The organism is Nonomuraea rubra, from assembly GCF_014207985.1.
GTDB lineage: Bacteria > Actinomycetota > Actinomycetes > Streptosporangiales > Streptosporangiaceae > Nonomuraea > Nonomuraea rubra.
This window is the reverse complement of sequence record NZ_JACHMI010000001.1, coordinates 10,402,284-10,425,241: the sequence shown is the minus strand read 5'-3', so window position 1 is coordinate 10,425,241 and position 22,958 is coordinate 10,402,284. Positions and strand designations below refer to the sequence as shown.

Below are 22,958 nucleotides of genomic sequence, written 5' to 3'. Positions count from 1 at the left end.
GGCTGGGGGCAGGTCGGCGCCGGGTGTGACGGTGCGAGGTTCGTCAGGTGGTGTTGGTTTCCGGGTTCGTGCTGTTGTCCAGGGGTGGGGGCGGTGACTCGATCGGGAACAGGATCGGGCTGAGCAGGTATTGCGTGCGGTCGGGGGCGGAGGGGTTGGCGAGGCGGGGGGCGATGGCGGCGCGTAGCTCGCTGATCAGGTCGTGCAGTTCGTCGCGGCTGAGCCAGATGGCGTGCTGCCGGTAGCCGACGAGGTCCGCCACCGGGTCGGCCTCGTCCCGGTCGAGGTAGGCGTTGAACTCGGCGAGCAGGATGGCCATGGCCGTGGCGAAACCGCGCCGATGATCGTCGGGCGACAGCGATTCGATCATGGCAGGGTCGATCACGGCGAGGTCCTGGCGTAGGCGGTATCGGCGCTCCACCGCTCCCCGTACTCGCCGCTCTTCGGCCACCTCCAGGACGCCTTCGGTCGCAAGCAGATCGATGTGACGGTAGAGCGTGGCCTTGGAGACGTCGGGGATCCGCGCGCACAACTGCGAGGTCGTCAGCAGGCGGCCGCCGCGCATCGCGTGAACGACGCGCAGCCGTACCGGATGGGCCAGAAGCTCCAAGGTGTCCATGGGCACATGATCTCACATCTGCTACCTTTCTCATTGATGAGAAAGGTTGGGAGAAGAGGGTGGAAGCAGTAGACGAGCCCGGTGTGGTTGCTGTCTCGGTCGTGGGGATGGCGGTTGAGGGGCGGTTCGGGGAGATCGAGGAGCTGTTTGCTCCGTCGTTGCGGGCGGTCGTGTCCGGGCAGATGCTGCGGGATGCTTGGCTCGGGGAGATCGGCAAGCGGGGTGGTGTGGCCGATGTCGGGCAGCCGGTGAGTGAGGCGGCTGGTGCGGGGCTGGTGCGGGTGAGTGTTCCGGTCGGGTGTCAGCAGGGTGGGATCACGCTGGTCGTGGTGGTTGATGAGGCCGGCGGCCTGCAGGGGCTGCAGCTCGCGCCCGCGACGTCGGCTCCGTGGGAACCGCCGCCTTACGCAGAGCCCGGACGTTTCTCCGAGCAGGACGTCACCGTTGCTGCCGGATCCCATGCCGTGCCGGGCACGCTGAGCCTGCCACACGGTGAGGGGCCATGGCCCGGTGTCGTGCTGCTCAGTGGAGGGGGGCCGTTCGATCGCGACGAGACGAGCGGGCCCAACAAGCCGCTCAAGGACCTCGCCTGGGGGTTGGCCAGTCGTGGTGTCGCCGTGCTGCGGTTCGACAAGGTGACGTACGCGCATCGCGAGATGGTGACCGCGCCCGGCTTCACGATGACCGGTGAGTACGTTCCGTACGCGGTGGCTGCTGTGCGGTTGCTTCGGCGGCGGCCCGAGGTGGACCCAGCGCGGGTCTTCGTCGTGGGTCACAGCATGGGCGGAAAGGTCGCTCCGCGCGTGGCCGTCGCTGAGGAGTACGTGGCTGGGCTGGTGATCATGGCGGGTGATACGCAGCCGATGCACCGTGCAGCTGTGCGTGTTGTGCGCTACCTCGCTTCGGTGAGTCCGCGTTCGATCCCGGAGGGCGCGGTGGAGGGGATCGTCGAGCAGGCGGCGATGGCGGACAGCCCGGACCTCTCGCCCTCGACACCGGCTACGGCGCTGCCCTTCGGGCTGCCGGCTTCGTACTGGCTGGATCTGCGCGACTACGACCCGGTCGCGACCGCGGTGGCCGTGGACAGGCCGATGCTCATTCTGCAGGGAGGTCGGGACTATCAAGTCACCGTCGCGGATGATCTGACGGGGTGGCGCGCGGGGCTCGCGCACCGTCCCGATGTCACGATCCGGGTGTATGACGCTGACAATCACCTCTTCTTTCCTGGTGACGGTGTCTCCACGCCTGAGGAGTATGAGGTCGCGCAGCATGTGGATCCGGCTGTTGTAGAGGACCTCGCGGAGTGGTTGGTCGCGGAGCGCCGTGTGGTGGCGGAGTTGTAGGGGTTCTGGGTCCTGAACGTCACGATGGTGTTCGGCGGTATCGGTGGGTGGGCGTGGGGGTCGGTCAGGGATGGGGTGGTGAGAGGGCGGTGACTGGCTTGGAGGGGGATGGGGAGTGGTGAGAGTTTGGGTGTGATGGGGATGTGGAGGCGGTTTGGGTGGACAGGGAAGAGGTCGTGGCCGAGTTCGGGCGGTATCTGCGGCTTGAGCGGGATCTTTCGCCGCATACCGTTCGGGCGTACCTGACCGATGTCAGCTCTCTGCTCGATCACACGGGTGGGGAGGTTGAGGGGCTGGATATCGGGATGCTCAGGGAGTGGTTGGCGGGACAGCATGCGGCGGGGAAGGCGCGGGCCACCCTGGCGCGTCGGACCGCCTGTGCTCGGACCTTCACCGCTTACTGCCATCGCCGGGGTTGGCTGCAGGCGGATCCGGGGTTGCTGCTCGGCAGCGCCAAGTCACCTCGGACGTTGCCTTCCGTGCTCGATCAGCGGCAGGCCGAGGCTGTGCTGGCCGCGCCTGCGACCGCTGAGCCCAAGGAGTTGCGGGATCAAGCGCTGCTGGAGTTGTTGTACGCCACTGGCGTGCGGGTGAGTGAGCTTTGTGCGCTTGATGTCGACGATGTGGACCGGGAGCGGAACGTCGTCAGGGTGCTGGGCAAGGGGCGCAAGGAGCGTACGGTGCCGTTCGGGATGCCTGCGTTGCGGGCCTTGGATCGGTGGTGCATTCATGGGCGGCCACTGTGGATGCGGGCCGGGACGGGGCCGGCGCTGTTTCTCGGAGTACGGGGTGGGCGCATCGATGCGGGGACCGTGCGGCGGGTGGTGCATGCGCGGTTGGCGCAGGTAGAGGGGGCGCCGGACATGGGGCCGCATGGGTTGCGGCATAGTGCGGCCACGCATTTGCTGGAGGGTGGGGCTGATCTTCGTAGTGTTCAGGAGTTGCTCGGGCATGCGTCGCTGAACACCACGCAGATTTATACGCATGTGTCGATCGAGCGGTTGCGGGCGGCTTATCGGCAGGCGCATCCGAGGGCCTGATCGGGTGGTCTTTCTTGTCGTTCGTCTGGGTGAGTGCTTGGTTGGGGGCCTGTACTCGCTGGCTTCGTTTGTGGCGGAGTGAGCGGTTGATGATGTTGGTGGCGTGGGGCGCGCGGCGGTCACGGCAGCCTTGGTGAGGCTGGTGATCGGTGCTTCTGGGTCCTGCTTCTGCGTCGCCGTTGTTTGCGGTGCTGGCCTTTCACGCGAGTGTGCGGGTGCGTTCTGGCGTGGCGTTTGCGGTCGTTGCGGTGTCGGGTGGTGATCAGGAGGAGCGTTGTCGTCAGGGCGCCGAGGCCGATGAGGGTGAGGATGAGGGCGAGATGGGATGAGGCGCTCTGACGGAGTGTTTGGAACGTTCCCGGCAGCCAGTGAGAGGCGACGGCGGATGAGGAGAGTGTGGATGGAGGGTGGTTGTTTGAGCTGGGGTTCGCGGCCGGGCTTGAGGTGAAGTGCGGGGTTATGCGGGGGCTTGAGGGGGAGTTTGGATCGGGGTTAGGGCTGGAGTCGGGGCTTCCGGTGGGGTGGTGGCTGTAGGGGGTGGGGGAGCCGTTGTCGGGGTCGATGTCGGTCATGGTGGCGGCGATAGCGGTGGTCAGCGGGGTGAGTGGGGTGCTGCCCGGCGGAATGGCCGGGGTGGTGGCCGGGGTGGGGACGCGGGCTGCGGTTCTGGGCTGGGGCGTTGTGGGGGTGCGTTGGGGTGGGGGCCAGAAGGGGAGGAGGCGGGTGGGGGCGTGGCCGAGGAGTTGCAGGGGGTTCAGGTAGGAAGTGCCGCGGCGGAGGCCCCAGTGGAGGCAGGACTCCTCGCAATGGTGCTTCGAGGGCTCGAGGACGCCGAGTTTGGCTCCTGGTGTGATCGGTTGTCCGCGGCGTACTGAGGCTGTGACCGGGAGGTAGGTGGTGCGCAGGCCGCCTTCGTGGTCGATGGTGATCACGCCCTTGCCGGCTACTGGGCCGGCGAAGCGGATCGTGCCTGGGCCTGCTGCCAGGACTGGGGTGTCCGCTGGGGCGGCGAGGTCGATGCCTCGGTGGCCGGCGAGCCACGGCTCTGGGGGTGGGGTGAAGGGGCGAAGGATTCTGGGGGTTCCGTCGAGCGGCCAGCGCCATGTGGGGGGAGCGGCTCTCGCTGGGGAAGCGGGAGTGGTGGAGAGGATCAGGGTTGTTGAGATGAGCAGTGTTGAGATGGCTGCGGCGACTCTTCTCAGGGCTCTTGGGGGTTGTTGCTGGGCCGGCGATGGGAGGTGGGCGGGGGAGGGCTGGGCGTTCATGGTGGGAGCTTGGCCGGGTTGGGTTGGGCAGTGAGAGGGCGAACGCCGTTCTGTGGATAAAGGGGAGGAGGGCGGGGTGTGCTGTGGGTGGTGGATGAGAACGCGCGGTGGGCTGGGGTTCTGGGGTGTGGGAAGCGGACTGCGAAAGCAGGATGTGGCGAGGGTGGCGGGCTGTGGAAGCCGGGTGTGGCGAGGGTGGCGGGCTGTGGAAGCCGGGTGTGGCGAGGGTGGCGGGCTGTGGAAGCCGGGTGCGGTGAGGGTGGCGGGCTGTGGAAGCCGGATGGGGTGATGGGCGTTGGCGGCGGGGGATCGGGCGAGGCGGGGCGCGGGAGTTAGCGCGGGGAATGGCGCTTGGTTTCGAGCAAGTGGGTTGCGGACCGGGCGAACGATGCGGTCGGGGGTTCCGGGGTGTCGGGGAGGGAAGGGCGGCGGGGATGTGGGCGTAGGGGAGAGGCCCAGATCCAGATGGTGCTGAGGGCGATGCCTGCTGCGCAGATGAGGATTACCGGGCGTAGGCCCAGCAGCTCGGCCAGGAAACCGCCGGCGAGGCCGCCCAGGGCCAGGACGCCTTGGACGGCGAAGGTGGTGGTGGCGTTCACGCGGCCGCGGAGCTCGGGGGAGGTTTCCCGGAGGGTGATCGCGCCCATGCAGGTGGCGAAGGCGACGACGATGCCGCCGGTGATCGTACTGGTGAGGGCCAGTAGCGAGAGCTTCCACCAGAGAGGGCCGGTCAGGAGGCCCACCGCGAGGATCTCGATGGGGAAGAAGATCACTGAGATGAGCAGGACGCGGTTCTCGCCGTAGCGCTTCGACAGGCGGGACGTCAGCCAGGCGCCGAGGAGGCCGCCGGCGCCGCTCAGGGCGATGAGGACGCCGATCAGGGCCTTGGGGATGCCGAGGGTGTTCAGCATGTAGAGCATGTAGACGGCTGTGTACGCCATGGCGAAGAAGTTGATCGTGACGCCGGCTCCGAGGAGGGCGCGGAGTACCGGGTGGGTAACGCTGGTCCTCAGCCCTTCCACGACGTCGCGCCACATGCTCTTGGAGGGTGCGCGGGTGTTGTTCTCGGGGGTTCTGATGGTGCGCAGCAGGAGGGCCGAGGTCAGGAACGCGAACGCCTCGGCCAGTACGGCCAGCGGGGCCGTGAGGAGTTGCACCAGGAGGCCCGCCAGGCCGGGGCCGCTGACCGACGCCACCGAGTAGGAGGCGTGGAAGCCGGCCATGGCCTCCGTACGCTGGGACGGGTCGACCACCGCTGCGAGGTGGGGGAAGTTCGCGGCCTTGAAGAGCACGCCGGCTGCGCCGATCACCAGGGCTACGGCGATCAGCCAGATGACGTTCAGCACGCCGAGCAGCCAGGCGATGGGGATGGTGATCGCGGCCGCGCAGGAGACGAGTTCGCAGGCGATCATCAGCGGGCGGTGGCGGGTGAGCCGGTCGGCGATCGCGCCCGATTGCAGGCCGAACAGCAGGACCGGGACCGAGGCGGCGGCGGTCAGGATGCCCATCTGGGACGGGGAGGCGGTCAGCAGGGTGACCGCGGTCAGGGGGATGGCCAGCTTGGAGACCTCTGAGCCGGTGACGGAGATGGTGCGGGCCGTCCAGAGCAGGCGGTAGTCGCGTTGTTTCCTGAGGGGTGGGAGGGGGGTGCCCGCGGGTGGAGTTGGTGGGGTGGCGTTGAGGTCTGTCGGGAGTGGAGTGGAAGTGGTGATGGTGGTGTCGCTGGAGGCGGTTGCTGGTTCGGCGAGGGCGGGGGAGTTGTGAAGGGAACGCTTCATAACTGTGAAGGTAACGCTTCATAGTTATGAAGGCAATACTTCACGTCTCGGGATGGGTACGTTTGGCGCATGACGCAGGACAGAGAAGGGCTCAGCGATCCCAAGGCGATGCGGGCGCTGGCTCATCCGGCGAGGTTGATGATCCTCAACAGGCTTCGGGTGGAGGGCAGCGCCACCGCCACCGAGGTGGCGGAGATCGCGGGGATCACGCCCAGCGCCGCCAGTTATCACTTGCGGATGCTGGCCAAGTACGGGTTCGTCGAGGACGCTCCGGCGCGGGGGGACGGCAGGGAGCGGATGTGGCGGGGGGTGGACCGGCCGCTGAGCGTCGGGGTGCAGCCTGATGATCAGCCGGAGGTGCGGGCTGCCAAGGTGCTGCTGATCGCGGCGTTCCGGCGGGATGCGAACGAGGAGGCGGAGCGGGCCCTGGCCGCCTCCGACCTGGAGCCTGAAGAGTGGCGTGAGGTGACGCTCTTCAGCCGGCATCGGCTCCGGGTGGACGCCGGAGAGCTCGCGGAGCTGAATCGTCAGATCGAGAAGGTGCTGGAGCCGTATTTCGCCCGGGATCGGGGTGAGGAGGTCGCGCCAGAGGGGGCCAGGGTGGTGGAGGCGCAGGTCAATCTGTTCCCGGTCGCGGCGAGGGTGGTTCCGGGGCTGCCTACCGAGGACCACGATGCTCGGATGGTCTCTGAGTGAGTGGCGCGGAGCCGGCGAGGGCTCGGGTCGGGCAGGGCTTGAGGTGGATGTCTGGTGACGGATGTTGTGGGTGAGGTTCGGGCGGGGTACGTCTGTTCGCGGGGGTGGCCGCCCGTTTGCGGTGGTCGTCCCGCCGATGCGGCGTGAGGAAGAGGCCGCGGGGGCTGGTGCGGTGAATGGGGGTTTCGGGGGATGAGTGGGGTGTGGTGTCGGGGTAGGGGCGGATGTCCGTTTGACCGTAGACGGTCAGCCTGGGGTGGTGTGGGAGGTAGACTTTTCGGTGGCCTGTGACCACAGGCCGACTTCGCATGCCCCATTGCGGACCGCGCCATCGGTCCGGGCCATGTGCCCGGCGGGAGCGGGTTCGGGGCATCAGGGCGGCAGACAACGCGCTGTCGCGGCACAACCGAGAACCGCGCCCATCCGCAGGGCGCCCAGACCTGGAGGACCAGCACATGGCCCCCGTCGTCACCATGCGACAGCTGCTTGAGAGTGGCGTTCACTTCGGTCACCAGACCCGGCGCTGGAACCCGAAGATGAAGCGCTTCATCTTCACCGAGCGCAACGGCATCTACATCATCGACCTGCAGAAGTCTCTGTCGTACATCGACCGCGCCTATGACTTCGTCAAGGAGACCGTCGCGCACGGCGGCACGATCCTGTTCATCGGCACCAAGAAGCAGGCTCAGGAGGCCATCTCCGAGCAGGCCGCGCGGGTCGGTATGCCGTACGTCAACCAGCGCTGGCTGGGTGGCATGCTCACCAACTTCTCCACCGTGCACAAGAGGCTGCAGCGTCTGAAGGAGCTCGAGGAGCTCGACTTCGACAACGTCGCGGGCTCGGGGCTCACCAAGAAGGAGCTCCTCATGCGCCGCCGTGAGAAGGACAAGCTGGAGCGTACGCTCGGCGGTATCCGCGACATGGGCCGCGTGCCCAGCGCCGTGTGGGTCGTCGACACCAAGAAGGAGCACATCGCGATCAGCGAGGCCAAGAAGCTTGGCATCCCGGTCGTCGCGATCCTCGACACCAACTGCGACCCCGACGAGGTCGACTACCCGATCCCCGGCAACGACGACGCCATCCGCGCCGTCGGCCTGCTGACCCGGGTGGTCGCCGACGGTGTCGCCGCCGGGCTGATGGCGCGTTCCGGCGCCGCCCGCGGTGACGAGAAGCCGGCCGCCGCCGAGCCGCTGGCCGAGTGGGAGCGCGAGCTCATCGAGCAGGGCACCGGCGAGCAGCCTGCGGCCGAGGAGGCCGCTGCCGCTCCCGAGGCCGCCGCCGAGGCTGCTCCCGCCGAGGCCGCCGCTCCGGCTGAGGCTGCCGCTCCCGCCGAGGCTCCGGCCGAGGCCGAGGCCGAGACCGCTGCTGGTGAGGGCGAGAACGAGCAGCAGGCCTGACGTCCGCGCGTATGGGGGTGCCGCGGGTCTTCCCGATTGAGGGTGGATCCGCGGTCCCCCGGCGAGTCAGCGAACAAGGCTCGGGTGAGCGAAGCTCGGGCGTGTGAGCATGGCTCGGGCGGAGCGAGTGAGCAAAGCGCTCGGGTGTGCGAGCAAGCGAAGCTCGGTGAGTGAGCGAACAAGGCTCGGGTGAGCGAGTAAGCAAAGCTCGGGCGTGTGAGCGAGTAAAGCTCGGCGAGTAGGCGAGCAGGACTCGGCGAGTGAGCGAGCAAGGCAACGTGACAGCTGAATAAGGCAAACCACCGGATGGCTGCGAGTCTCGGGTGGGCGGCCAGGCAAGGTAGTCGTCCGGGCTCGGCAAACGGCTGAGCCAGTACGGCACGCCGCGCGGGCCGCTCCAGGGCTCAGGGCGGTAGGCCAGGGCGAGGTGGCGGTGAGGCCAGGATCTCCTGGCTCCGCACGCTGAGACCGGCCTGTTCGCCTCCTGCAGGCTTGATGGCAGGAGGCGAAAGCCCGCGGTGACAGAGGGCGCTTGACCGAGGGCGAGGGTCCGGACGGGCCGAAGGTGGTGTGCCGAGGTGAGATCGTTGGGCGGTGCCGAGCCGCGGTGGTACGCCGAGGCGAGGCTGGGCAGTATGCCGAGCGAAGCAGCAGCGAAGCCGGGCCGGCCCGAAGCCCCGAGCAAGACCAGGCTCCTGTACGGCGGGCGCCTGCCGTACGAACCCAGGGTGGGTGGCCGGATCCCGGCTCCCGCCCGCACCACGATGACGACGACGAAATCCCACAAGGAAAAAGAGCAATGGCTTCCGTGAACATGGCCGACGTCAAGCGGCTTCGTGAGATCACCGCTGCCGGCATGATGGACTGCAAGAAGGCGCTGGAGGAGTCCGAGGGCGACTTCGACCGCGCGATCGAGCTGCTGCGCCTCAAGGGTGCCAAGGACGTGGGCAAGCGCGAGTCCCGCACCGCCTCCAACGGCCTGGTCGCGCTCAAGCAGGACGGCGACTCCGCCGCCGCGCTGGTCGAGATCAACTGCGAGACCGACTTCGTGGCCAAGGGCGAGCGCTTCCAGGAGCTGGCCGCCCAGGTCGTCGCGCACGTGCTGGCGACCAAGCCCGCCGACGTGGCGGCGCTGGTCGAGTCCTCCTTCGACGGCAAGACCGTCAAGGAGCACCTCGACGTCGCCAACGCCGCGCTCGGTGAGAAGATCGAGATCCGGCGCTTCGCGGTGCTGGAGGGCGGCTACATCGGCGCGTACATGCACAAGACCGACCCGGCGCTGCCGCCGGCCGTCGGCGTGCTGGTGCAGCTCGACAAGCCGAACGCCGAGGTCGCCAAGGACATCGCGCAGCACGCCGCCGCGATGGCGCCGCAGTACCTCAAGGCCGAGTCCGTTCCCGCCGAGGTCGTCGAGAAGGAGCGCAAGCTCTTCGAGGAGATGACCCGCGAGGAGGGCAAGCCCGAGGCCGCCATCGGCAAGATCGTCGAGGGGCGCGTGAACGGCTGGTACAAGGACTTCACGCTGCTGCAGCAGGCCTTCGTCAAGGACAACAAGAAGAGCGTGGGCAAGTACGCCGAGGAGAACGGCGTCGAGGTCCTCGGCTTTGTCCGCTTCAAGGTCGGTCAGGCTTAGGCTTAGGCAAGCCGCCAGCTCAACGATCCGCCGAATGAAGGAGGCCGCCGCCGTGCAGGACCACCGGGAGTCAGCCCACGAATCCACACGGACGGCGGCTTCCCCATCTCAAGATCCACAAAGCCCAGCACAAGATCCACAGAGCCCGCACAACCACCTGAGGTGGAAGCGGGTGATGCTGAAGCTTTCGGGAGAGGCGTTCGCCGGGAGCGAGCCGCTGGGCATCGACCCGGTGATCGTCGATCACCTGGCCGACTCGATCACCGAGGCGGTCAAGGAAGGCGTGCAGGTCGCGGTCGTGGTCGGCGGCGGCAACATGTTCCGCGGCGCGACGCTGTCGCAGGGGGGCATCGACCGGGCCAGGGCCGACTACATGGGCATGCTCGGCACGGTCATCAACTGCCTGGCGCTGCAGGACTTCCTGGAGCGGCGGGGCGTGGAGACCCGCGTGCAGACCGCCATCACCATGCAGCAGGTGGCGGAGCCGTTCCTGCCGCGCCGCGCGATCAGGCACCTGGAGAAGGGCCGCGTGGTGATCTTCGGAGCGGGGCTCGGCTCGCCGTACTTCTCGACCGACACCGCGGCGTCCCAGCGGGCTCTGGAGATCGGCGCCGAGGCGCTGCTCAAGGGCACGCAGGTGGACGGGATCTACGACTCCGACCCACGCAAGAACCCGTACGCGGTCCGGTTCGACCACCTCGACTACGGCGAGGTGCTGCTGCGCGACCTCGCGGTCATGGACGCCACCGCGATCAGCCTGTGCAAGGACAACGATCTGCCGATCGTGGTCTTCGACCTGATGGGCGAGGGCAACATCCTGCGTGCGGTACGCGGTGAGAAAATCGGCACGCTGGTGAGTCCCGCAGGCAAATGACGGAGCGAGCCCGACGACGCCAGCTAGTAGACAGGGAGCCGCTGTGATCGACGAAACCCTCCTCGAAGCCGAGGAAAAGATGGACAAGGCCGTTTCGGTCGCGAAGGAGGACTTCGCGAGCATCCGTACGGGCCGGGTCACCCCCTCGATGTTCAACAAGATCAACGCCGAGTACTACGGCACGCCGACGCCGGTTCAGCAGCTGGCGTCCTTCCACGTGCCCGAGGCGCGCATGGTGACCATTCAGCCCTACGACAAGGGCTCGACGAATGCGATCATCAAGGCCATCCGCGACTCCGACCTCGGCGTCAACCCGACCGACGACGGTCAGGTGATCCGCGTGACGTTCCCGGAGCTGTCCGAGGAGCGCCGCAAGGAGTACATCAAGGTCGCCAGGAACAAGGGCGAGCACGCCAAGGTGTCCATCCGCAACATCCGCCGCTCCGCCAAGGAGACCCTCGACAAGATGATCAAGGACGGCGAGGCGGGCGAGGACGAGGTCAGGCGGGCCGAGAAGGAGCTCGACGACCTCACCCAGAAGCACGTCGCGAAGATCGACGAGCTGCTCAAGCACAAGGAAGCCGAGCTGCTCGAAGTCTGAGCGGCGCGCCGCACGGCGGGTCGCCTGGAGCGCTCCGCCGCAGGTAGCGGGTCACCTACGGCCCTCGCCCCGACGGCGGGGGCCGTGGCTCTTGGAGAATCTGTGGAAGAACGTACGGCTGGCACCAGCTCGAGCGGCGGCAGCCGTACCGGCAGGAACCTGCCCGCCGCCATCGCGGTCGGCCTGGTCCTGGCAGGGCTGGTCCTGGGCACCGTCTACACCATCAAGGAGCTGTTCCTCCTGGTGGTCGCGGGCGCGGTCGGCGTCGGTGTGCTGGAGCTGGTCAAGGCCTTCGCCACCCGTGACATCAGGGTCCCCGCCGTGCCCGTGCTGGCGGGCCTGGTGGCGATGCAGGTGGGGGCGTACTGGGGCGGGCCGGAGTGGTTGCTGGCCACGTTCGCGGTGTTCGCGTTCGTGCTGCTGATCTGGCGGATGTTCAGCGACGGGACGGACGGTTACGTACGGGACGCGTCGGCGTCGGTGTTCACGCTGTTCTATCCCGCGATGCTGAGCGCGTTCGTGGCCCTGATGCTGCATCCGGACGACGGCAACCACCGCGTGCTCATCTTCATCGCGGTGACCGTGGCGAGCGACATCGGCGGGTACGTCGCGGGCGTGCTGTTCGGCAGGCACCAGCTCACGGTGATCAGCCCGAAGAAGACCTGGGAGGGGCTGGCCGGGTCGGTCGTGGCGTGCACGGCGGTCGGGGCCTGGCTGGTGACGTGGCTGCTGGACGGGCAGCTCTGGCAGGGCGCGCTGATCGGGGCGCTGGCGGCGCTGCTGGCGACCGTGGGCGACCTGGTCGAGTCGATGATCAAGCGGGATCTCGGCATCAAGGACATGGGCACGATCCTGCCGGGGCACGGCGGGCTGATGGACCGGCTGGACTCGCTGGTGACCACGCTGGTGCCGGTCTGGCTGCTGATGACGCTGTTCTTCTAGTGGGCCTGCAGGGCCTGCGTGGTGACGGGCGAGAGCCAGAGCCACCGGACGACCTCGCCCCCGAACGCGAATCCTGACATGTCGGGCATGTGGCCGGGGTTGGCCTGCATCAGGACCCCCGAGTACTGCGGGCCCAGCGGGAACGTCGAAGGCTCGTGATACCACTTCGCCGTGTGCCCGTGGCCCAGCCACGTCACCGAGTGCCACGGATACTGCGACAACCACACCAGCAGCAGCGCCGCCTCCTTCGGGTCGTCGCGGGTGGCCACGGCCAGCTCGATCCTGGCGTACGCGCCGGGCTTGTCGATCCACTGCTCCACCGTCGGCATGCGCTGGCAGCTCATCCCCACCGTGGACAGCACGGTGAAGCCGCGCTCGCCGTGCGGCGGCCGCTCGGTGATGCCGACGGTCGGCAGCCGCTCGCCGCTGGCGTCCCAGTACCGGCCCGCCGGCCCCAGCACCCGGTCCAGATGACCCATCACGAACTGCTGGAACGACGGCCACGACCCCTCGCTGTGCCGCCAGCGCCAGTAGGACCTGGCGTTCGAGATCCGCGGGCGCAGCCCTTCCAGCGCCTCCGACAGCGCCCAGGCGAACGGCGACTCGCCCACCGCGTCGCGCGCGTAACCGGGCATGCCCCTGCTCATGTCGGCCCAGCCGGGGATGACCGCGAGCAATTCGTCGTCCTCGTACAGCGCCACGCCGTCGCCCTCCTCGAACCACAGCGGGCTGAGCTGCCCGAGCGGCCGGCGGCCGTCGGGATGCAGCGTGCCGGACCTGGGCATGAGCGGCGGCCGGCCGGCGTTGATGCGGGCGAGGTCCACGACGGCCGGGGCAGGGCGATGGTTGGCCAGCCAGACGGCTCCGTGGACCGTGCCGTCGGGCGAGCACAGGTAAGCTACCGAGGAGTCCTCGTCCCGCTCGACCACGAGCGTCCGGCTCCCGTACGGGTTGCCGGCGGCAAGGACGACCTCGGTGCCTCCCTCGCCGGATGCCGACCGAAAAATCGCCATACGAGATGACTGTAGATCGGGCGGCGACCAAGACGCGAGCCGTAGCGAGACCAGGAATGTCACCTCCGATCCGAACGTTGATTACCCTGGTCGCAAACCCCTCAAGCTAGCAAAGGCAGCACAGTGTCCCAGCCTCCAGGTCAGCTCACCTTCGTCGCGCCGCGGCGGGCCAAGCCCGCACGGCACCTGGCCGACCTGTCGATGGCAGACCGGCGGGCCGCCGTGACGGAGCTGGGCGAGAAGGCCTTCCGCGCCGACCAGCTCTCGCGCCACTACTTCGAGCGGCACACCACCGACGTGCAGGCCATGACCGACCTGCCCGCGGCGGCCAGGGAGAAGCTCTCCGCCCTGCTGCCCACGCTGCTCACGCCGGTCAAGGAGCAGACCACCGACCGCGGCACCACCCGCAAGACGCTGTGGCGGCTGTTCGACGGGGCGCTGGTGGAGTCGGTGCTCATGCGCTACCCCGACCGGGTCACGATGTGCGTGTCGTCGCAGGCCGGATGCGGCATGAACTGCCCGTTCTGCGCCACCGGGCAGGCCGGGCTGACCCGCAACATGTCCACCGCCGAGATCGTCGAGCAGGTCGTGGCCGGAGCCCGCGCGCTGGCCGCCGGAGAGGTGCCCGGCGGGCCCGGGCGGGTCAGCAACGTCGTGTTCATGGGCATGGGCGAGCCGCTGGCCAACTACAAGCAGGTGATCGGGGCGGTGCGCCGCCTGGTGGAGCCGGCGCCGCACGGGCTCGGCATCTCCGCGCGCGGCGTCACGGTCTCCACCGTGGGGCTGGTGCCCGCCATCGGCAAGCTCGCCGACGAGGGGCTGCCGGTCACGCTCGCGCTGTCGCTGCACGCCCCGGACGACGAACTGCGCGACACGCTGGTGCCGATCAACACGCGCTGGAAGGTCAGCGAGGTGCTCGACGCCGCCTGGGCGTACGCGGCCAGGACCAAGCGGCGGGTGTCGATCGAGTACGCGCTGATCAAGGACGTCAACGACCAGGAGTGGCGGGCCGACCTGCTCGGCAAGCTCGTCAAGAACAAGCTCGTGCACGTGAACCTGATCCCGCTCAACCCGACCCCCGGCTCCAAGTGGACGGCCTCGCGGCCGGAGGACGAGCGGGCGTTCGTGCGGCGGCTGGAGTTCCACGGCGTGCCGGTGACGGTGCGCGACACGCGCGGGCGCGAGATCGACGGCGCCTGCGGCCAGCTCGCCGCCGCCGAATAAGCCGAACAAGCCGAACAAGCAGCGAGGCGTACGGCCAGCCGCGTCACGAACGCCGGCGGAGCCGGCCGTACGCCGCCAGGCCGATCAGGCACCACGCCAGCGAGATCGCGCCCAGCCCCGGGAACGCGCCGAGCAGCTCGCCCGTGCCGGAGTTCGCGGCCTTCATCCACGGGATGAGCGGCACCGTGAGCCAGTACAGCGACGTCGAGCTCAGCAGCAGCATCCCCAGGAAGCCGAGCAGCAGGCTCATGATGGAGATGGCCGGGGACGGCAGGACGGCGCGGCTGGTGAGGGCGCCGAGCGCGGTTCCGGCGAGGGCGGAGAGCACGTACAGGGCGAGCGCGGCCAGGAGCAGGCCGGACGGCGGGGACCCGGTGATGCCGAGCAGCAGGGCCCAGAGCAGGCCGAGCGCCGCGAACACCGCGCACGCCGTGAACGCCGCCAGCAGCCCCGCCGCCACCTCCCTGCCCCGGCCGCCGGCCTGGATCGCCGACATCTCGCGCTGCCGGTCGGGCTCGGTGTCGAGCAGGCTCCTGGCCGCCCAGGCCAGGATGGGCACGAGGAGCACGGCGCCGTCCACGAGCACGGTGGCCTCGGCGCCCCTCGGCGCCCGGCTGCCGTGGACGATGGCCAGCAGGGCCAGGGTGAGCAGCAGCGCCTGGTACACCCGGTGCGAGCGCACGTAGGCGACCAGCCGGAAGCCGGCCAGGGCGATCAACGGGTCTCCTCTATCTCGCGGGCCTGGAACCCTTCCTCGCGCATCCGCGCCAGGAACCTCTGCAACTCCCCGGCGGGCAGCGTGACGGCCACGGTGGCCTGCGCCGGAGCCGCGGGCAGGGGCGCCGCGGTGCCCTCCTTGAGGTGACCGTCCACCATCGACCAGTGGCGCAGGCCGGGCAGCCCGCGCATGCCGCCCTGGTGGTCGCTGGCGATGACGATCCCGCCCCGCTCCGCCACCTCCATCGCGATCGCGGGCAGCGCCTCGCGTGTGTCGGCGTCGAGGCCCGCGAACGGCTCGTCCAGGATCAGCAGCCCCGGCTCGGCCATCAGCGCCTGGGCCAGTCCGACCTTGTGCGCGCTGCCCTTCGACAGGTCGGCGAGCGGGGTGTCGAGCAGGTGCCCCATGTTCAGGCGCTCGATCCACGGCTCCCAGCGGGCGCCGCCGCGTACGCGGGACATGTGCCGCAGGTACGCCGTGACGGTGAACGGCTGGCTCGCCGGAAACCGGTCGGGGGCGAACCCGACCACCGGCGGCCGGCCGGCGATCGTGCCGGTGGTCGGCCTGGCGAGGCCGGCGAGGAGGCGGAGCAGCGTGGACTTGCCGGCTCCGTTCACGCCGGTCAGCTCGATGACGTCGCCGGCGGCGAGGCGGGCGTCGGCGTCTTCGATGACGAGAGGATCACGTCTTCGGTAACGGAAGGAGACCTTGGAGAGGTGCATGATCCCGAAACGGTATATGTCGGGTCGCAGGGTCGGCATAAAAGGTCCGACAATAGAGGGACCCCAGCACGAAGTACCCCCAGAGGAGTGAGGGCTTGAACCGCTTTCCGCGCGTCATGGGTATGCGTTCAGGCTATGACCCCGTCGAGGTGGACGCCCTGATCGGGCGGATCGAATCGACCCTTGGCAGAGGCTCGCACCTGTTGGAGCCCGTCACCGCCGACGAGGTCCGTACGGCCACGTTCCGCGCGAAACGCGGCGGTTACCAGGAGACCGCCGTGGACTTCGCGCTGGAGGCGTTCGTGGTGGCGCTGGAGGCCCAGGCCAAGCGGCCCATCCGCCTGGCCATGGCCGAGCCCACCGGCGAGATGCTGCGCGAGCAGTGGTTCGAGACGCAGGCGGCACGGGTCGAGCGGGTGGCGTTCCGGCCCGGCCGCATGGGCACCGGTTACAACGAGGACGAGATCGACGCCTTCCTCGACCGGATCGTGGCCACGCTGCGCGGCACGACCGACTACCCGGTGACGGCCAAGGAGGTCCGCGAGGCGAAGTTCTCGACCGTGATGTTCAGGGCCGGGTACCTGATCGCGGACGTGGACTCGTTCCTCGCGGGCATCGCCGACGTGCTGGACCAGCGGGCCCGATAGGAGCCCGCGGAGCGTTCCGGACCAGCGGGCCCGCTAGGAGGCCCCGGAGCGGCGGGCCCGCTAGGAGGCCCCGGAGCGGCGGGCGCGCTAGGAGGGCGCGGCGGCGGTCTCGACCGCCGCGAGCAGCCCGCCCAGGCCGGGCAGCTCGTGCGGGACGATCGACGGGTCGGACGGCCGCGCGCCGTGGCGGTTGATCCACACGCGGGGCAGGCCCAGCCGGTGGGCGGGCTCCATGTCGTGGAAGTAGCTCTGCGCCGCGTGCACCCACACCTCCGGCTCGTACGAGCTCCTGAACAGCTCGAAGTGCGCGTCCGACGGCTTGTACGCGCCCGCGTCCTCGGCCGTCACCACCGCCTCGAACGGCACCGGCAACCGCCGCCGCGTCTGCGCGATGAGGTCGCGGTCGCAGTTGGTCAGCAGCGCCAGCCGCCACCCCGCCTCGCGCAGCGCCGACAGCTCGGCCGCCACGTCGGGGAACACCGGCCAGTAGGGGAGCGTCTCGGCCAGCACCGTGGCGTCGTCGGCGCCGAGCTCCACCTTCTCCTCCTCGCACGCCCTGCGCAGCGCCTCGGCCAGCACGTGGCGGTAGCGCACGGCGGGGGACTCGGCCTGGACGGCGTGCTCGTGCCGGTTGTACGCCTCCAGCAGCCGCGCCCCCTGCCCCGGCGCGATCAGCTCGGCGCTGGTGCGGATGCCGTGCCGCCAGTCGATCAGAGTTCCGAAACAGTCGAACGTGACCCATCTCATGACTCACATCATGACGGCCATGGACGGTTCGCGCCGTGACGACCGCTCAGGCGGAGCGCGGGTGGCGGAGCAGAGCCACGATGACCGAGGTCACCGGGGCGGCCAGGAACGCTCCCGCGATCCCCGCGATCACGCTGCCCACCGTGATCGCCACCAGGATGACGGCGCCCGGCAGGTCGAGGGCCTTGCCGTAGATCTGCGGCGCCAGCACGTGCCCCTCGATCTGCTGCACCGCCAGGGTCACCGCCACCACGATCAGCGCCACCAGCCACCCCTTGGCCACGAGCGCCACCACGGCCGCCAGCAGCCCGGCGAAGAACGCCCCCACCACCGGCAGGAACGCCCCCACGAACGTCAGCACCGCCAGCGGCAGCGCCACCGGCACGCCCAGGATCCACAGCGCCATCCCGATGAAGAACGCGTCCACCAGCCCCACGAGCGCGACGCCGTGGATGTACCTGCCGATCACCGAGAAGATCAGGCCGCCGGTCTCGGTCACGCGCGGCCTGGCGGCGGCCGGCAGGAGCTCCACCAGCCAGCGGAAGAGCCGGTCGCCGCCGTGCACGAAGTACACCGACAGGATGACCGCCAGGACGGCCCCGACCACGATCTCGCCGACCGTCCTGACCCCGGCCAGCGCCCCGGTGGTGATCTGGCGGCTCTGGCCCGACAGGTAGTCCCTGGCCTGGGTGAGGAGCTGCCGGTCGTCGAGCCCGATCCTGGCCGCCAGGTTGTGCAGGTCGTCGAGCACCTTGCCGACGCTGGCCCGCAGCTCCGACACGCTGTCCACGGTGGGCGGCACCACCAGCGCGATCACCGCGCCGGCCAGCAGCAGCCCGCCGACGAAGACGATCGTGGTGGCCGCCGCCCTGCCCAGCCCGCGCGAGGTGAGCCAGCGGGCCGGGGGCCGCAGCAGCGCGGTCAGGAAGACACCGATGATGATCGAGATGGCCACCGTACGCACGTGGTAGAGGCAGAAGAAGGCCACCGCGATGACCGCGAACCACCCCAGCAGCCGCCACGGCCCCATCCCGATCCCCCCGATCATGCCTGGTCAGAGGAGTTCCCCGGGGTGATCGCGGGCAACCCTGATCAGCCGGGCGGGGTCAGGTGGGGGCGCTGGGAGCGCTTGTTCGCCTCGTACGTCTCCCGTGCCGCGTACGTGGCGCTCGTCGTCGCCACCTGTGCCACGGGCACGTCCCACCACGCCTCGGAGGACGGCGCGTCGTCGGCCAGCCGGTCGGTGGGCACGTAGATCACCGTGGTCCCGGTGGCCGAGCGGGCCGTGTCGAGCGCCTTGCGCAGGTCGGCGACCGTCTCGGGGCGCAGCACGGTGGCGCCGAGGCTGGCTGCGTTGGCGGCCAGGTCGACCGGCAGCGGCCCGCCGTCGCGGCGCTGGTAGGCGGTGCCCAGCCGTTCGGCGCCGACGCTCTCCGACAGACGCCCGATCGAGGCGAACCCGGAGTTGTCGACCAGCACCACGACCAGCTTGACGCCCTCGGAGACGGCCGTGACCAGCTCCTGGGCCATCATCAGGTACGAGCCGTCGCCCACCAGCACGAACACCTCGCGCTCCGGCGCCGCCAGCTTCACCCCCAGGCCGCCGGCGATCTCGTAGCCCATGCAGGAGTAGCCGTACTCGACGTGGTAGCTGCCGGGGCCGCTGGGCCGCCAGAGCTTGTGCAGGTCGCCGGGCATCGAGCCGGCCGCGCAGACCACCACGCCGTCGTCGCCCGCCGCCGCGTTGACCGCGCCGATGACGGCGGCCTGCGGCAGCGGCGAGCCCTCCAGCGCGTACGCCGCGTCGACGGCCGTGTCCCACGCCCGGGTCAGCTCGGCGGCGCGCTCGCGGTAGGCGGCGGGCGTGCTCCAGCCCGCGCAGGCCTCGGCCAGGTCGCTCAGCCCTTCGCGGGCGTCGGCGACGAGTTGCAGGCCGGAGAGCTTGGCGGCGTCGAAGCCGGTGATGTTGAGGTTCAGGAACGCGGCTTCCGGGGCGAAGATCGTGCGGGAGGCGGTGGTGAAGTCGCTGTAGCGGGTGCCGACGCCGATGATCAGGTCGGCCTCGCGGGCCAGCGTGTTGGCGGCCGTGGTGCCCGTGGCGCCGATCGCGCCGAGCGCGAGCGGGTGACCGTAGGGCAGGGCGCCCTTGCCCGCCTGCGTCTCGGCCACCGGGATCCCGCACGCCTCGGCGAACGCCTGGAGCTGCGCGGTGGCCTCGCTGTAGATGGTGCCGCCGCCGGCCACGACGATCGGCCGGGCCGCCGACCTGATCAGCTCGGCGGCGCGGGCGAGGGCCGCGCGTTCGGGGCGCGGCCTGGGGATGTGCCAGACGCGGCGGGCGAACAGCTCGTCGGGCCAGTCGAACGCCTCCGCCTGCACGTCCTGCGGCAGCGCCAGCGTCACCGCGCCGGTCTCGGCCGGGTCGGTGAGCACCCGCATGGCGGCCAGCAGCGCGCTCGGGAGCTGCTCGGGGCGGTTGATCCGGTCCCAGTAGCGGGAGACCGGCTTGAAGCAGTCGTTGACCGAGATGTCGTACGAGCGCTGGTCCTCCAGCTCCTGGAGCACCGGGCTCGCGGCGCGGGTGGAGAAGATGTCGCCGGGCAGCAGCAGCACGGGCAGGCGGTTGATGGTCGCGCCGGCCGCACCGGTGATCATGTTCGTGGCGCCGGGGCCGATCGAGGTGGTGCAGGCGAGCGTGGCCAGCCGGTTGCTGGCGCGGGCGTAGGCGGCGGCGGTGTGCACCATGGCCTGCTCGTTGCGGCTGAGCCGGTAGGGCAGGTCCTCGGTGGAGGTGGCCAGCGCCTGGCCGAGGCCGGCCACGTTGCCGTGGCCGAAGATGCCGACGCAGCCGCCGAAGAACCGGCGCTCGGCACCGTCGCGCTCGCTCCACTGGCGGGCCAGGAAGTGCACGACCGCCTGCGCGACGGTCAAACGGATCACGAAGTCCTCCCGAACGGCAGTCTGGGGTCGAGGGGCTGGGCGTCCCAGGAGGAGCGGATCCAGGTGTGGCGGGGGTCGTCGCAGAACGCCATCGAGCGCTGCTCCGCCGGGCCTGCCAGGACGTTCAGGTAGTACAGGTCGTAGCCGGGGGCGGCCATGGAAGGGCCATGGTAGCCGTACGGGACGAGCACCACGTCGCCGGAGGAGACCTCGGCCAGGGTGTCGATGTGGCCGCGCTCGGAGGAGTAGACGCGCTGGTAGCCGATGCCCTGGTCGGCGACCTCGAAGTAGTAGATCTCCTCCAGGACCGCCTCCCCCTCGTTCGGGGTGTCGTGCTTGTGCGGCGGGTACGACGACCAGTTGCCCGACGGGGTGAGGACCTCCACGGCCATCAGCTTGTCGCAGTCCTGGTAGGCGTCGGGTGAGCAGAAGTTGTTGACCTGGCGGGTGGCCTGGCCGGCGCCTCTGATCTCCACGGCGACCTCCGCGGCGGCGACGTAACGCGGGGGCAGCGCGCGGGTGGCCCGGGCCGAGGGGAACGCGATCCGGCCCGCCCCCTCGATGGTCACCTGCGTAGAAATCGGGATATAGGCGAAATCGGAGGGGCCGTCGAAGACCGAGGGGCGGCCCGACAGCACGAAGGTCTCGCCGGGGATCGTGACCGTGCAGGAGCCGGCGAGGGGCAGGACGAGCAGCTCCTCCCCGCCCGTGTCGAAGGAGAGCGGGGCGTCCGTCAGGTCCGCGATGCGCAGCCCCGAGTACGTCCAGCCGGCCAGGGACGGGGTGATCTCGACGGACCAGGGGCCGCTGGCCGTCTTGCCGTACGGCAGGTATGTCATGCGCGGGCCTCTCGTACCAGTGCGGCGGCGCCGTCCACCGCGGTTGCCACGTCGTCGTCCGGAGGGTAGAGCAGGGCGCGGCCGACGACGAGGCCGCGCACGCCGGGCAGGCTCAGGGCGCGGTGCCAGCCGGCGTAGGCGGCGTCGATGTCGGGCGGGTCGCCCCCGAGGAGCAGGGCGGGCAGCGTGGTCGCTGCCATCACGCGCTCCATCTCCGCCACCGCCGGGATCTTCAGCCAGGTGTAGGCCGAGGTGACGCCCAGTGCCTGGGCGACGCTGATCGCGCGGATGACGGCGTCGGGCGACAGGTCGTTGCGCAGCGCGCCCGACTCCGAGCGCAGCGACCAGAACGGCTCCACCATGGCCAGCAGCCGCCTGCGCGCCAGCTCGGTGACCGCGTGGGCGCACGACTCCAGCGTGGTCACGGTGGCGTGGTCGGACGGGTCGATGCGGCAGAGCATCTTGCCGCCGTCGAGCCGCATGGCGTCGATGGAGGCGGCGTCGAAGCCGGTGAACCGGTCGTCCACCTCGAAGACCGAGCCCTGCAGGCCGCCGCGGTTCATGGAGCCGAAGGCGAGCTTGCCCTCCAGGGCGCCCAGCAGCAGCAGGTCCTCCAGGATGTCGGGGGAGGCCAGGATGCCGTCGACGCCCGGCCTGGACAGCGCCAGCCGCAGGCGGTCGAGCAGGTCGGCGCGGCCGGCCATGGCCAGCGGCCGGTCGCGTACGCCGAGGGCGCCGCGGGCCGCGTGGTCGGCGGCGATGATCAGCAGCCGCTCGCCCTCGCCCGGCAGCCCGCGCCGCTGCCGCCGGGCCGCGGAGGCGGCGATCTCCTCGGGCTGGGTGGCCCGGATGCGGGTGAGCCGCTCGTAGTCCGCAGATCTGGACAGCGTGGTGTCGCTCAAGTGCGCGCCCCGTTCAGCAGGTCCTCCACCTCGGACGTGGACGGCATCGCGTCGGCGCAGGCCAGGCGGGCGGCCACGAAGGCGCCCGCCGCGTTGGCGAAGCGCAGCGTGCGCTCCAGGGGCCAGCCGCGCAGCAGGCCGAGGCAGAGCGCGCCGCCGAACGCGTCTCCCGCGCCGATCCCGTTGACCACCTTCACCTCCATGGGCTCCACCAGAGCGCTCTCCTCGGAGGTACGCGCGAAAACCCCTTCCGGGCCCATTTTCACGATCGCCAGCCGTACGCCGGCGTCGAGCAGGGCCTGGGCGGCGGCCTCCGGATCGCGTACGCCGACCGCGACCTCGACCTCCTCCAGGTTGCCCACGGCCACGTTCGCCAGCGGCAACATAGCGCGCGCCGCCTCGTGGGCCGCCTCGCGCGACTCCCACAACACGGCCCGGTAGTCGAGGTCGAACACCGTCAGCCCGGACGTGCGCGCCGCGAGCGCGGCGGCGTGGGCGGCGGCGCTCGGCTCCTGGCTCAGCCCGGTCAGCGAGAACCAGAACAGCCCCGCCCCGGCGATCGCCTCCAGGTCGAGCATGGACGGGGTGAGCTGCAGGTCGGGCGGTCGCTCGCCGCGGTAGAAGTAGATCGGGAAGTGGTCGGGGGGAAAGATCTCGCAGAACGTCACGGGCGTGGGCCGGCCCTCGATGGTGCGTACGAAGGCGTCGTCCACGCCGAAGCCGCGGATCGCCCGCCGCACGTAGTCGCCGAACGGGTCGGCCCCCACGCCGGTGACCACGGCGGAGCGCAGCCCGTGGCGGGCCGCGGCGACGGCGACGTTGGTGGGGCTACCGCCGAGGAACTTGCCGAAGGTCTCGACGTCGGCCAGGCCGACACCTGTCTGCAGGGGATAGACGTCGACGCCGGAGCGGCCGATCGTGATCAGGTCGTACAACAGCACCTCCAGGGACGGAGCTCACCTCGTCACTATGGCATATTGTCATGACATTCGGATGTCCGCTATGTTGCGAATAGCGG

The 22,958-nt window shown here is 70.0% G+C and carries 22 protein-coding genes; 10 read left to right on the top strand and 12 right to left on the bottom strand.

Annotated elements, in window-relative coordinates; all coding sequences use genetic code 11:
• Window positions 1–43 precede the first annotated feature (43 nt).
• Window positions 44–619 (bottom strand): helix-turn-helix domain-containing protein, encoded by a 576-nt coding sequence (locus tag HD593_RS47415; protein ID WP_185109458.1) that lies wholly within the window; start codon window positions 617–619, stop codon window positions 44–46.
• A 59-nt stretch (window positions 620–678) separates the two neighbouring features.
• On the opposite strand from HD593_RS47415, the gene HD593_RS47410 reads away from it, so the two are divergent.
• Window positions 679–1,962 (top strand): alpha/beta hydrolase family protein, encoded by a 1,284-nt coding sequence (locus HD593_RS47410; protein ID WP_312904248.1) that lies wholly within the window; start codon window positions 679–681, stop codon window positions 1,960–1,962.
• A gap of 158 nt (window positions 1,963–2,120) precedes the next feature.
• The gene (locus HD593_RS47405; protein ID WP_312904246.1) at window positions 2,121–3,002 is read left to right on the top strand and encodes a tyrosine recombinase XerC; all 882 of its coding nucleotides are present in this window, start codon (window positions 2,121–2,123) and stop codon (window positions 3,000–3,002) included.
• Window positions 3,003–3,121: 119 nt separating this feature from the next.
• Here the strand turns inward: HD593_RS47405 and HD593_RS65425 are convergent, their stop codons facing one another.
• Together HD593_RS65425 and HD593_RS47395 are read right to left on the bottom strand one after the other, a co-directional pair.
• The gene (locus HD593_RS65425; RefSeq protein ID WP_221525336.1) at window positions 3,122–4,267 is read right to left on the bottom strand and encodes a M23 family metallopeptidase; all 1,146 of its coding nucleotides are present in this window, start codon (window positions 4,265–4,267) and stop codon (window positions 3,122–3,124) included.
• A gap of 332 nt (window positions 4,268–4,599) precedes the next feature.
• Window positions 4,600–6,045 carry an MFS transporter gene (locus tag HD593_RS47395; protein ID WP_185109456.1) on the bottom strand — a complete coding sequence of 482 codons (1,446 nt, stop codon included), beginning with the start codon at window positions 6,043–6,045 and terminating at the stop codon, window positions 4,600–4,602.
• A 69-nt stretch (window positions 6,046–6,114) separates the two neighbouring features.
• Here HD593_RS47395 and HD593_RS47390 point away from each other — a divergent pair, with 69 nt between their 5' ends.
• The 6 genes from HD593_RS47390 (at window position 6,115) to HD593_RS47365 (ending at window position 12,188) form a co-directional block, all read left to right on the top strand.
• Window positions 6,115–6,741: an ArsR/SmtB family transcription factor gene (locus HD593_RS47390; RefSeq protein ID WP_185109455.1), complete on the top strand. Its 627-nt coding sequence runs from the start codon at window positions 6,115–6,117 to the stop codon at window positions 6,739–6,741.
• Window positions 6,742–7,196: 455 nt separating this feature from the next.
• On the top strand, window positions 7,197–8,138 hold the full coding sequence (gene rpsB / locus HD593_RS47385; protein WP_185109454.1) for a 30S ribosomal protein S2: 942 nt from the start codon (window positions 7,197–7,199) through the stop codon (window positions 8,136–8,138).
• Between the two features lie 799 nt (window positions 8,139–8,937).
• Window positions 8,938–9,771 carry a translation elongation factor Ts gene (gene tsf / locus HD593_RS47380; protein ID WP_185109453.1) on the top strand — a complete coding sequence of 278 codons (834 nt, stop codon included), beginning with the start codon at window positions 8,938–8,940 and terminating at the stop codon, window positions 9,769–9,771.
• A gap of 175 nt (window positions 9,772–9,946) precedes the next feature.
• Window positions 9,947–10,645, top strand: a complete 699-nt coding sequence (pyrH, locus tag HD593_RS47375; RefSeq protein ID WP_221525335.1) for a UMP kinase — start codon at window positions 9,947–9,949, stop codon at window positions 10,643–10,645.
• Window positions 10,646–10,688: 43 nt separating this feature from the next.
• Window positions 10,689–11,246, top strand: a complete 558-nt coding sequence (gene frr, locus HD593_RS47370) for a ribosome recycling factor (RefSeq protein WP_185109451.1) — start codon at window positions 10,689–10,691, stop codon at window positions 11,244–11,246.
• A 102-nt stretch (window positions 11,247–11,348) separates the two neighbouring features.
• On the top strand, window positions 11,349–12,188 hold the full coding sequence (locus HD593_RS47365; protein WP_185109450.1) for a phosphatidate cytidylyltransferase: 840 nt from the start codon (window positions 11,349–11,351) through the stop codon (window positions 12,186–12,188).
• On the opposite strand, the gene HD593_RS47360 is transcribed toward HD593_RS47365, so the two are convergent.
• Complete coding sequence (locus HD593_RS47360; protein ID WP_185109449.1) at window positions 12,185–13,201, bottom strand: suppressor of fused domain protein; 1,017 nt, start codon at window positions 13,199–13,201, stop codon at window positions 12,185–12,187. The two genes, HD593_RS47365 and HD593_RS47360, sit on opposite strands and share 4 nt — an antisense overlap.
• 123 nt (window positions 13,202–13,324) lie before the next feature.
• Here HD593_RS47360 and rlmN point away from each other — a divergent pair, with 123 nt between their 5' ends.
• Entirely contained in the window at window positions 13,325–14,425 is a 1,101-nt protein-coding gene (gene rlmN, locus HD593_RS47355; protein ID WP_185109448.1) for a dual-specificity RNA methyltransferase RlmN, read from the top strand.
• Between the two features lie 43 nt (window positions 14,426–14,468).
• Here the strand turns inward: rlmN and HD593_RS47350 are convergent, their stop codons facing one another.
• Together HD593_RS47350 and HD593_RS47345 are read right to left on the bottom strand one after the other, a co-directional pair.
• Window positions 14,469–15,143 carry a hypothetical protein gene (locus tag HD593_RS47350; protein WP_185109447.1) on the bottom strand — a complete coding sequence of 225 codons (675 nt, stop codon included), beginning with the start codon at window positions 15,141–15,143 and terminating at the stop codon, window positions 14,469–14,471.
• Window positions 15,140–15,865 (bottom strand): ABC transporter ATP-binding protein, encoded by a 726-nt coding sequence (locus HD593_RS47345; protein WP_185109446.1) that lies wholly within the window; start codon window positions 15,863–15,865, stop codon window positions 15,140–15,142. The genes HD593_RS47350 and HD593_RS47345 overlap by 4 nt, the downstream gene beginning before the upstream one ends.
• Window positions 15,866–15,987: 122 nt before the next feature.
• On the opposite strand from HD593_RS47345, the gene HD593_RS47340 reads away from it, so the two are divergent.
• Entirely contained in the window at window positions 15,988–16,512 is a 525-nt protein-coding gene (locus HD593_RS47340; protein WP_185109445.1) for a DivIVA domain-containing protein, read from the top strand.
• A gap of 87 nt (window positions 16,513–16,599) precedes the next feature.
• On the opposite strand, the gene HD593_RS47335 is transcribed toward HD593_RS47340, so the two are convergent.
• Genes HD593_RS47335 through iolC form a run of 6 tightly spaced genes read right to left on the bottom strand, consistent with a single transcriptional unit; the run spans window position 16,600 to window position 22,875 of the window.
• Window positions 16,600–17,259 (bottom strand): HAD family hydrolase, encoded by a 660-nt coding sequence (locus tag HD593_RS47335; RefSeq protein ID WP_185109444.1) that lies wholly within the window; start codon window positions 17,257–17,259, stop codon window positions 16,600–16,602.
• A gap of 46 nt (window positions 17,260–17,305) precedes the next feature.
• Entirely contained in the window at window positions 17,306–18,307 is a 1,002-nt protein-coding gene (locus HD593_RS47330; protein ID WP_246547112.1) for an AI-2E family transporter, read from the bottom strand.
• Window positions 18,308–18,351: 44 nt separating this feature from the next.
• Window positions 18,352–20,196 (bottom strand): 3D-(3,5/4)-trihydroxycyclohexane-1,2-dione acylhydrolase (decyclizing), encoded by a 1,845-nt coding sequence (gene iolD / locus HD593_RS47325; protein WP_185112565.1) that lies wholly within the window; start codon window positions 20,194–20,196, stop codon window positions 18,352–18,354.
• Window positions 20,196–21,038, bottom strand: a complete 843-nt coding sequence (gene iolB / locus HD593_RS47320) for a 5-deoxy-glucuronate isomerase (protein ID WP_185109443.1) — start codon at window positions 21,036–21,038, stop codon at window positions 20,196–20,198. Before iolB ends, iolD begins: the two co-directional genes overlap by 1 nt.
• Window positions 21,035–21,940, bottom strand: a complete 906-nt coding sequence (locus tag HD593_RS47315; RefSeq protein WP_185109442.1) for a Cgl0159 family (beta/alpha)8-fold protein — start codon at window positions 21,938–21,940, stop codon at window positions 21,035–21,037. Before HD593_RS47315 ends, iolB begins: the two co-directional genes overlap by 4 nt.
• Window positions 21,937–22,875 (bottom strand): 5-dehydro-2-deoxygluconokinase, encoded by a 939-nt coding sequence (gene iolC, locus HD593_RS47310; protein ID WP_185109441.1) that lies wholly within the window; start codon window positions 22,873–22,875, stop codon window positions 21,937–21,939. The genes HD593_RS47315 and iolC overlap by 4 nt, the downstream gene beginning before the upstream one ends.
• Window positions 22,876–22,958 lie beyond the last annotated feature (83 nt).

Bases quoted from the DNA above. Each gene is read 5' to 3' on its own strand.
- HD593_RS47415 (WP_185109458.1), bottom strand. From the start codon at position 619: ATGGACACCTTGGAGCTTCTGGCCCATCCGGTACGGCTGCGCGTCGTT.
- HD593_RS65425 (WP_221525336.1), bottom strand. From the start codon at position 4,267: ATGAACGCCCAGCCCTCCCCCGCCCACCTCCCATCGCCGGCCCAGCAA.
- HD593_RS47395 (WP_185109456.1), bottom strand. From the start codon at position 6,045: ATGAAGCGTTCCCTTCACAACTCCCCCGCCCTCGCCGAACCAGCAACC.
- HD593_RS47390 (WP_185109455.1), top strand. From the start codon at position 6,115: ATGACGCAGGACAGAGAAGGGCTCAGCGATCCCAAGGCGATGCGGGCG.
- rpsB (WP_185109454.1), top strand. From the start codon at position 7,197: ATGGCCCCCGTCGTCACCATGCGACAGCTGCTTGAGAGTGGCGTTCAC.
- tsf (WP_185109453.1), top strand. From the start codon at position 8,938: ATGGCTTCCGTGAACATGGCCGACGTCAAGCGGCTTCGTGAGATCACC.
- pyrH (WP_221525335.1), top strand. From the start codon at position 9,947: ATGCTGAAGCTTTCGGGAGAGGCGTTCGCCGGGAGCGAGCCGCTGGGC.
- HD593_RS47360 (WP_185109449.1), bottom strand. From the start codon at position 13,201: ATGGCGATTTTTCGGTCGGCATCCGGCGAGGGAGGCACCGAGGTCGTC.
- HD593_RS47345 (WP_185109446.1), bottom strand. From the start codon at position 15,865: ATGCACCTCTCCAAGGTCTCCTTCCGTTACCGAAGACGTGATCCTCTC.
- HD593_RS47340 (WP_185109445.1), top strand. From the start codon at position 15,988: ATGCGTTCAGGCTATGACCCCGTCGAGGTGGACGCCCTGATCGGGCGG.
- HD593_RS47335 (WP_185109444.1), bottom strand. From the start codon at position 17,259: ATGAGATGGGTCACGTTCGACTGTTTCGGAACTCTGATCGACTGGCGG.
- HD593_RS47330 (WP_246547112.1), bottom strand. From the start codon at position 18,307: ATGATCGGGGGGATCGGGATGGGGCCGTGGCGGCTGCTGGGGTGGTTC.
- iolB (WP_185109443.1), bottom strand. From the start codon at position 21,038: ATGACATACCTGCCGTACGGCAAGACGGCCAGCGGCCCCTGGTCCGTC.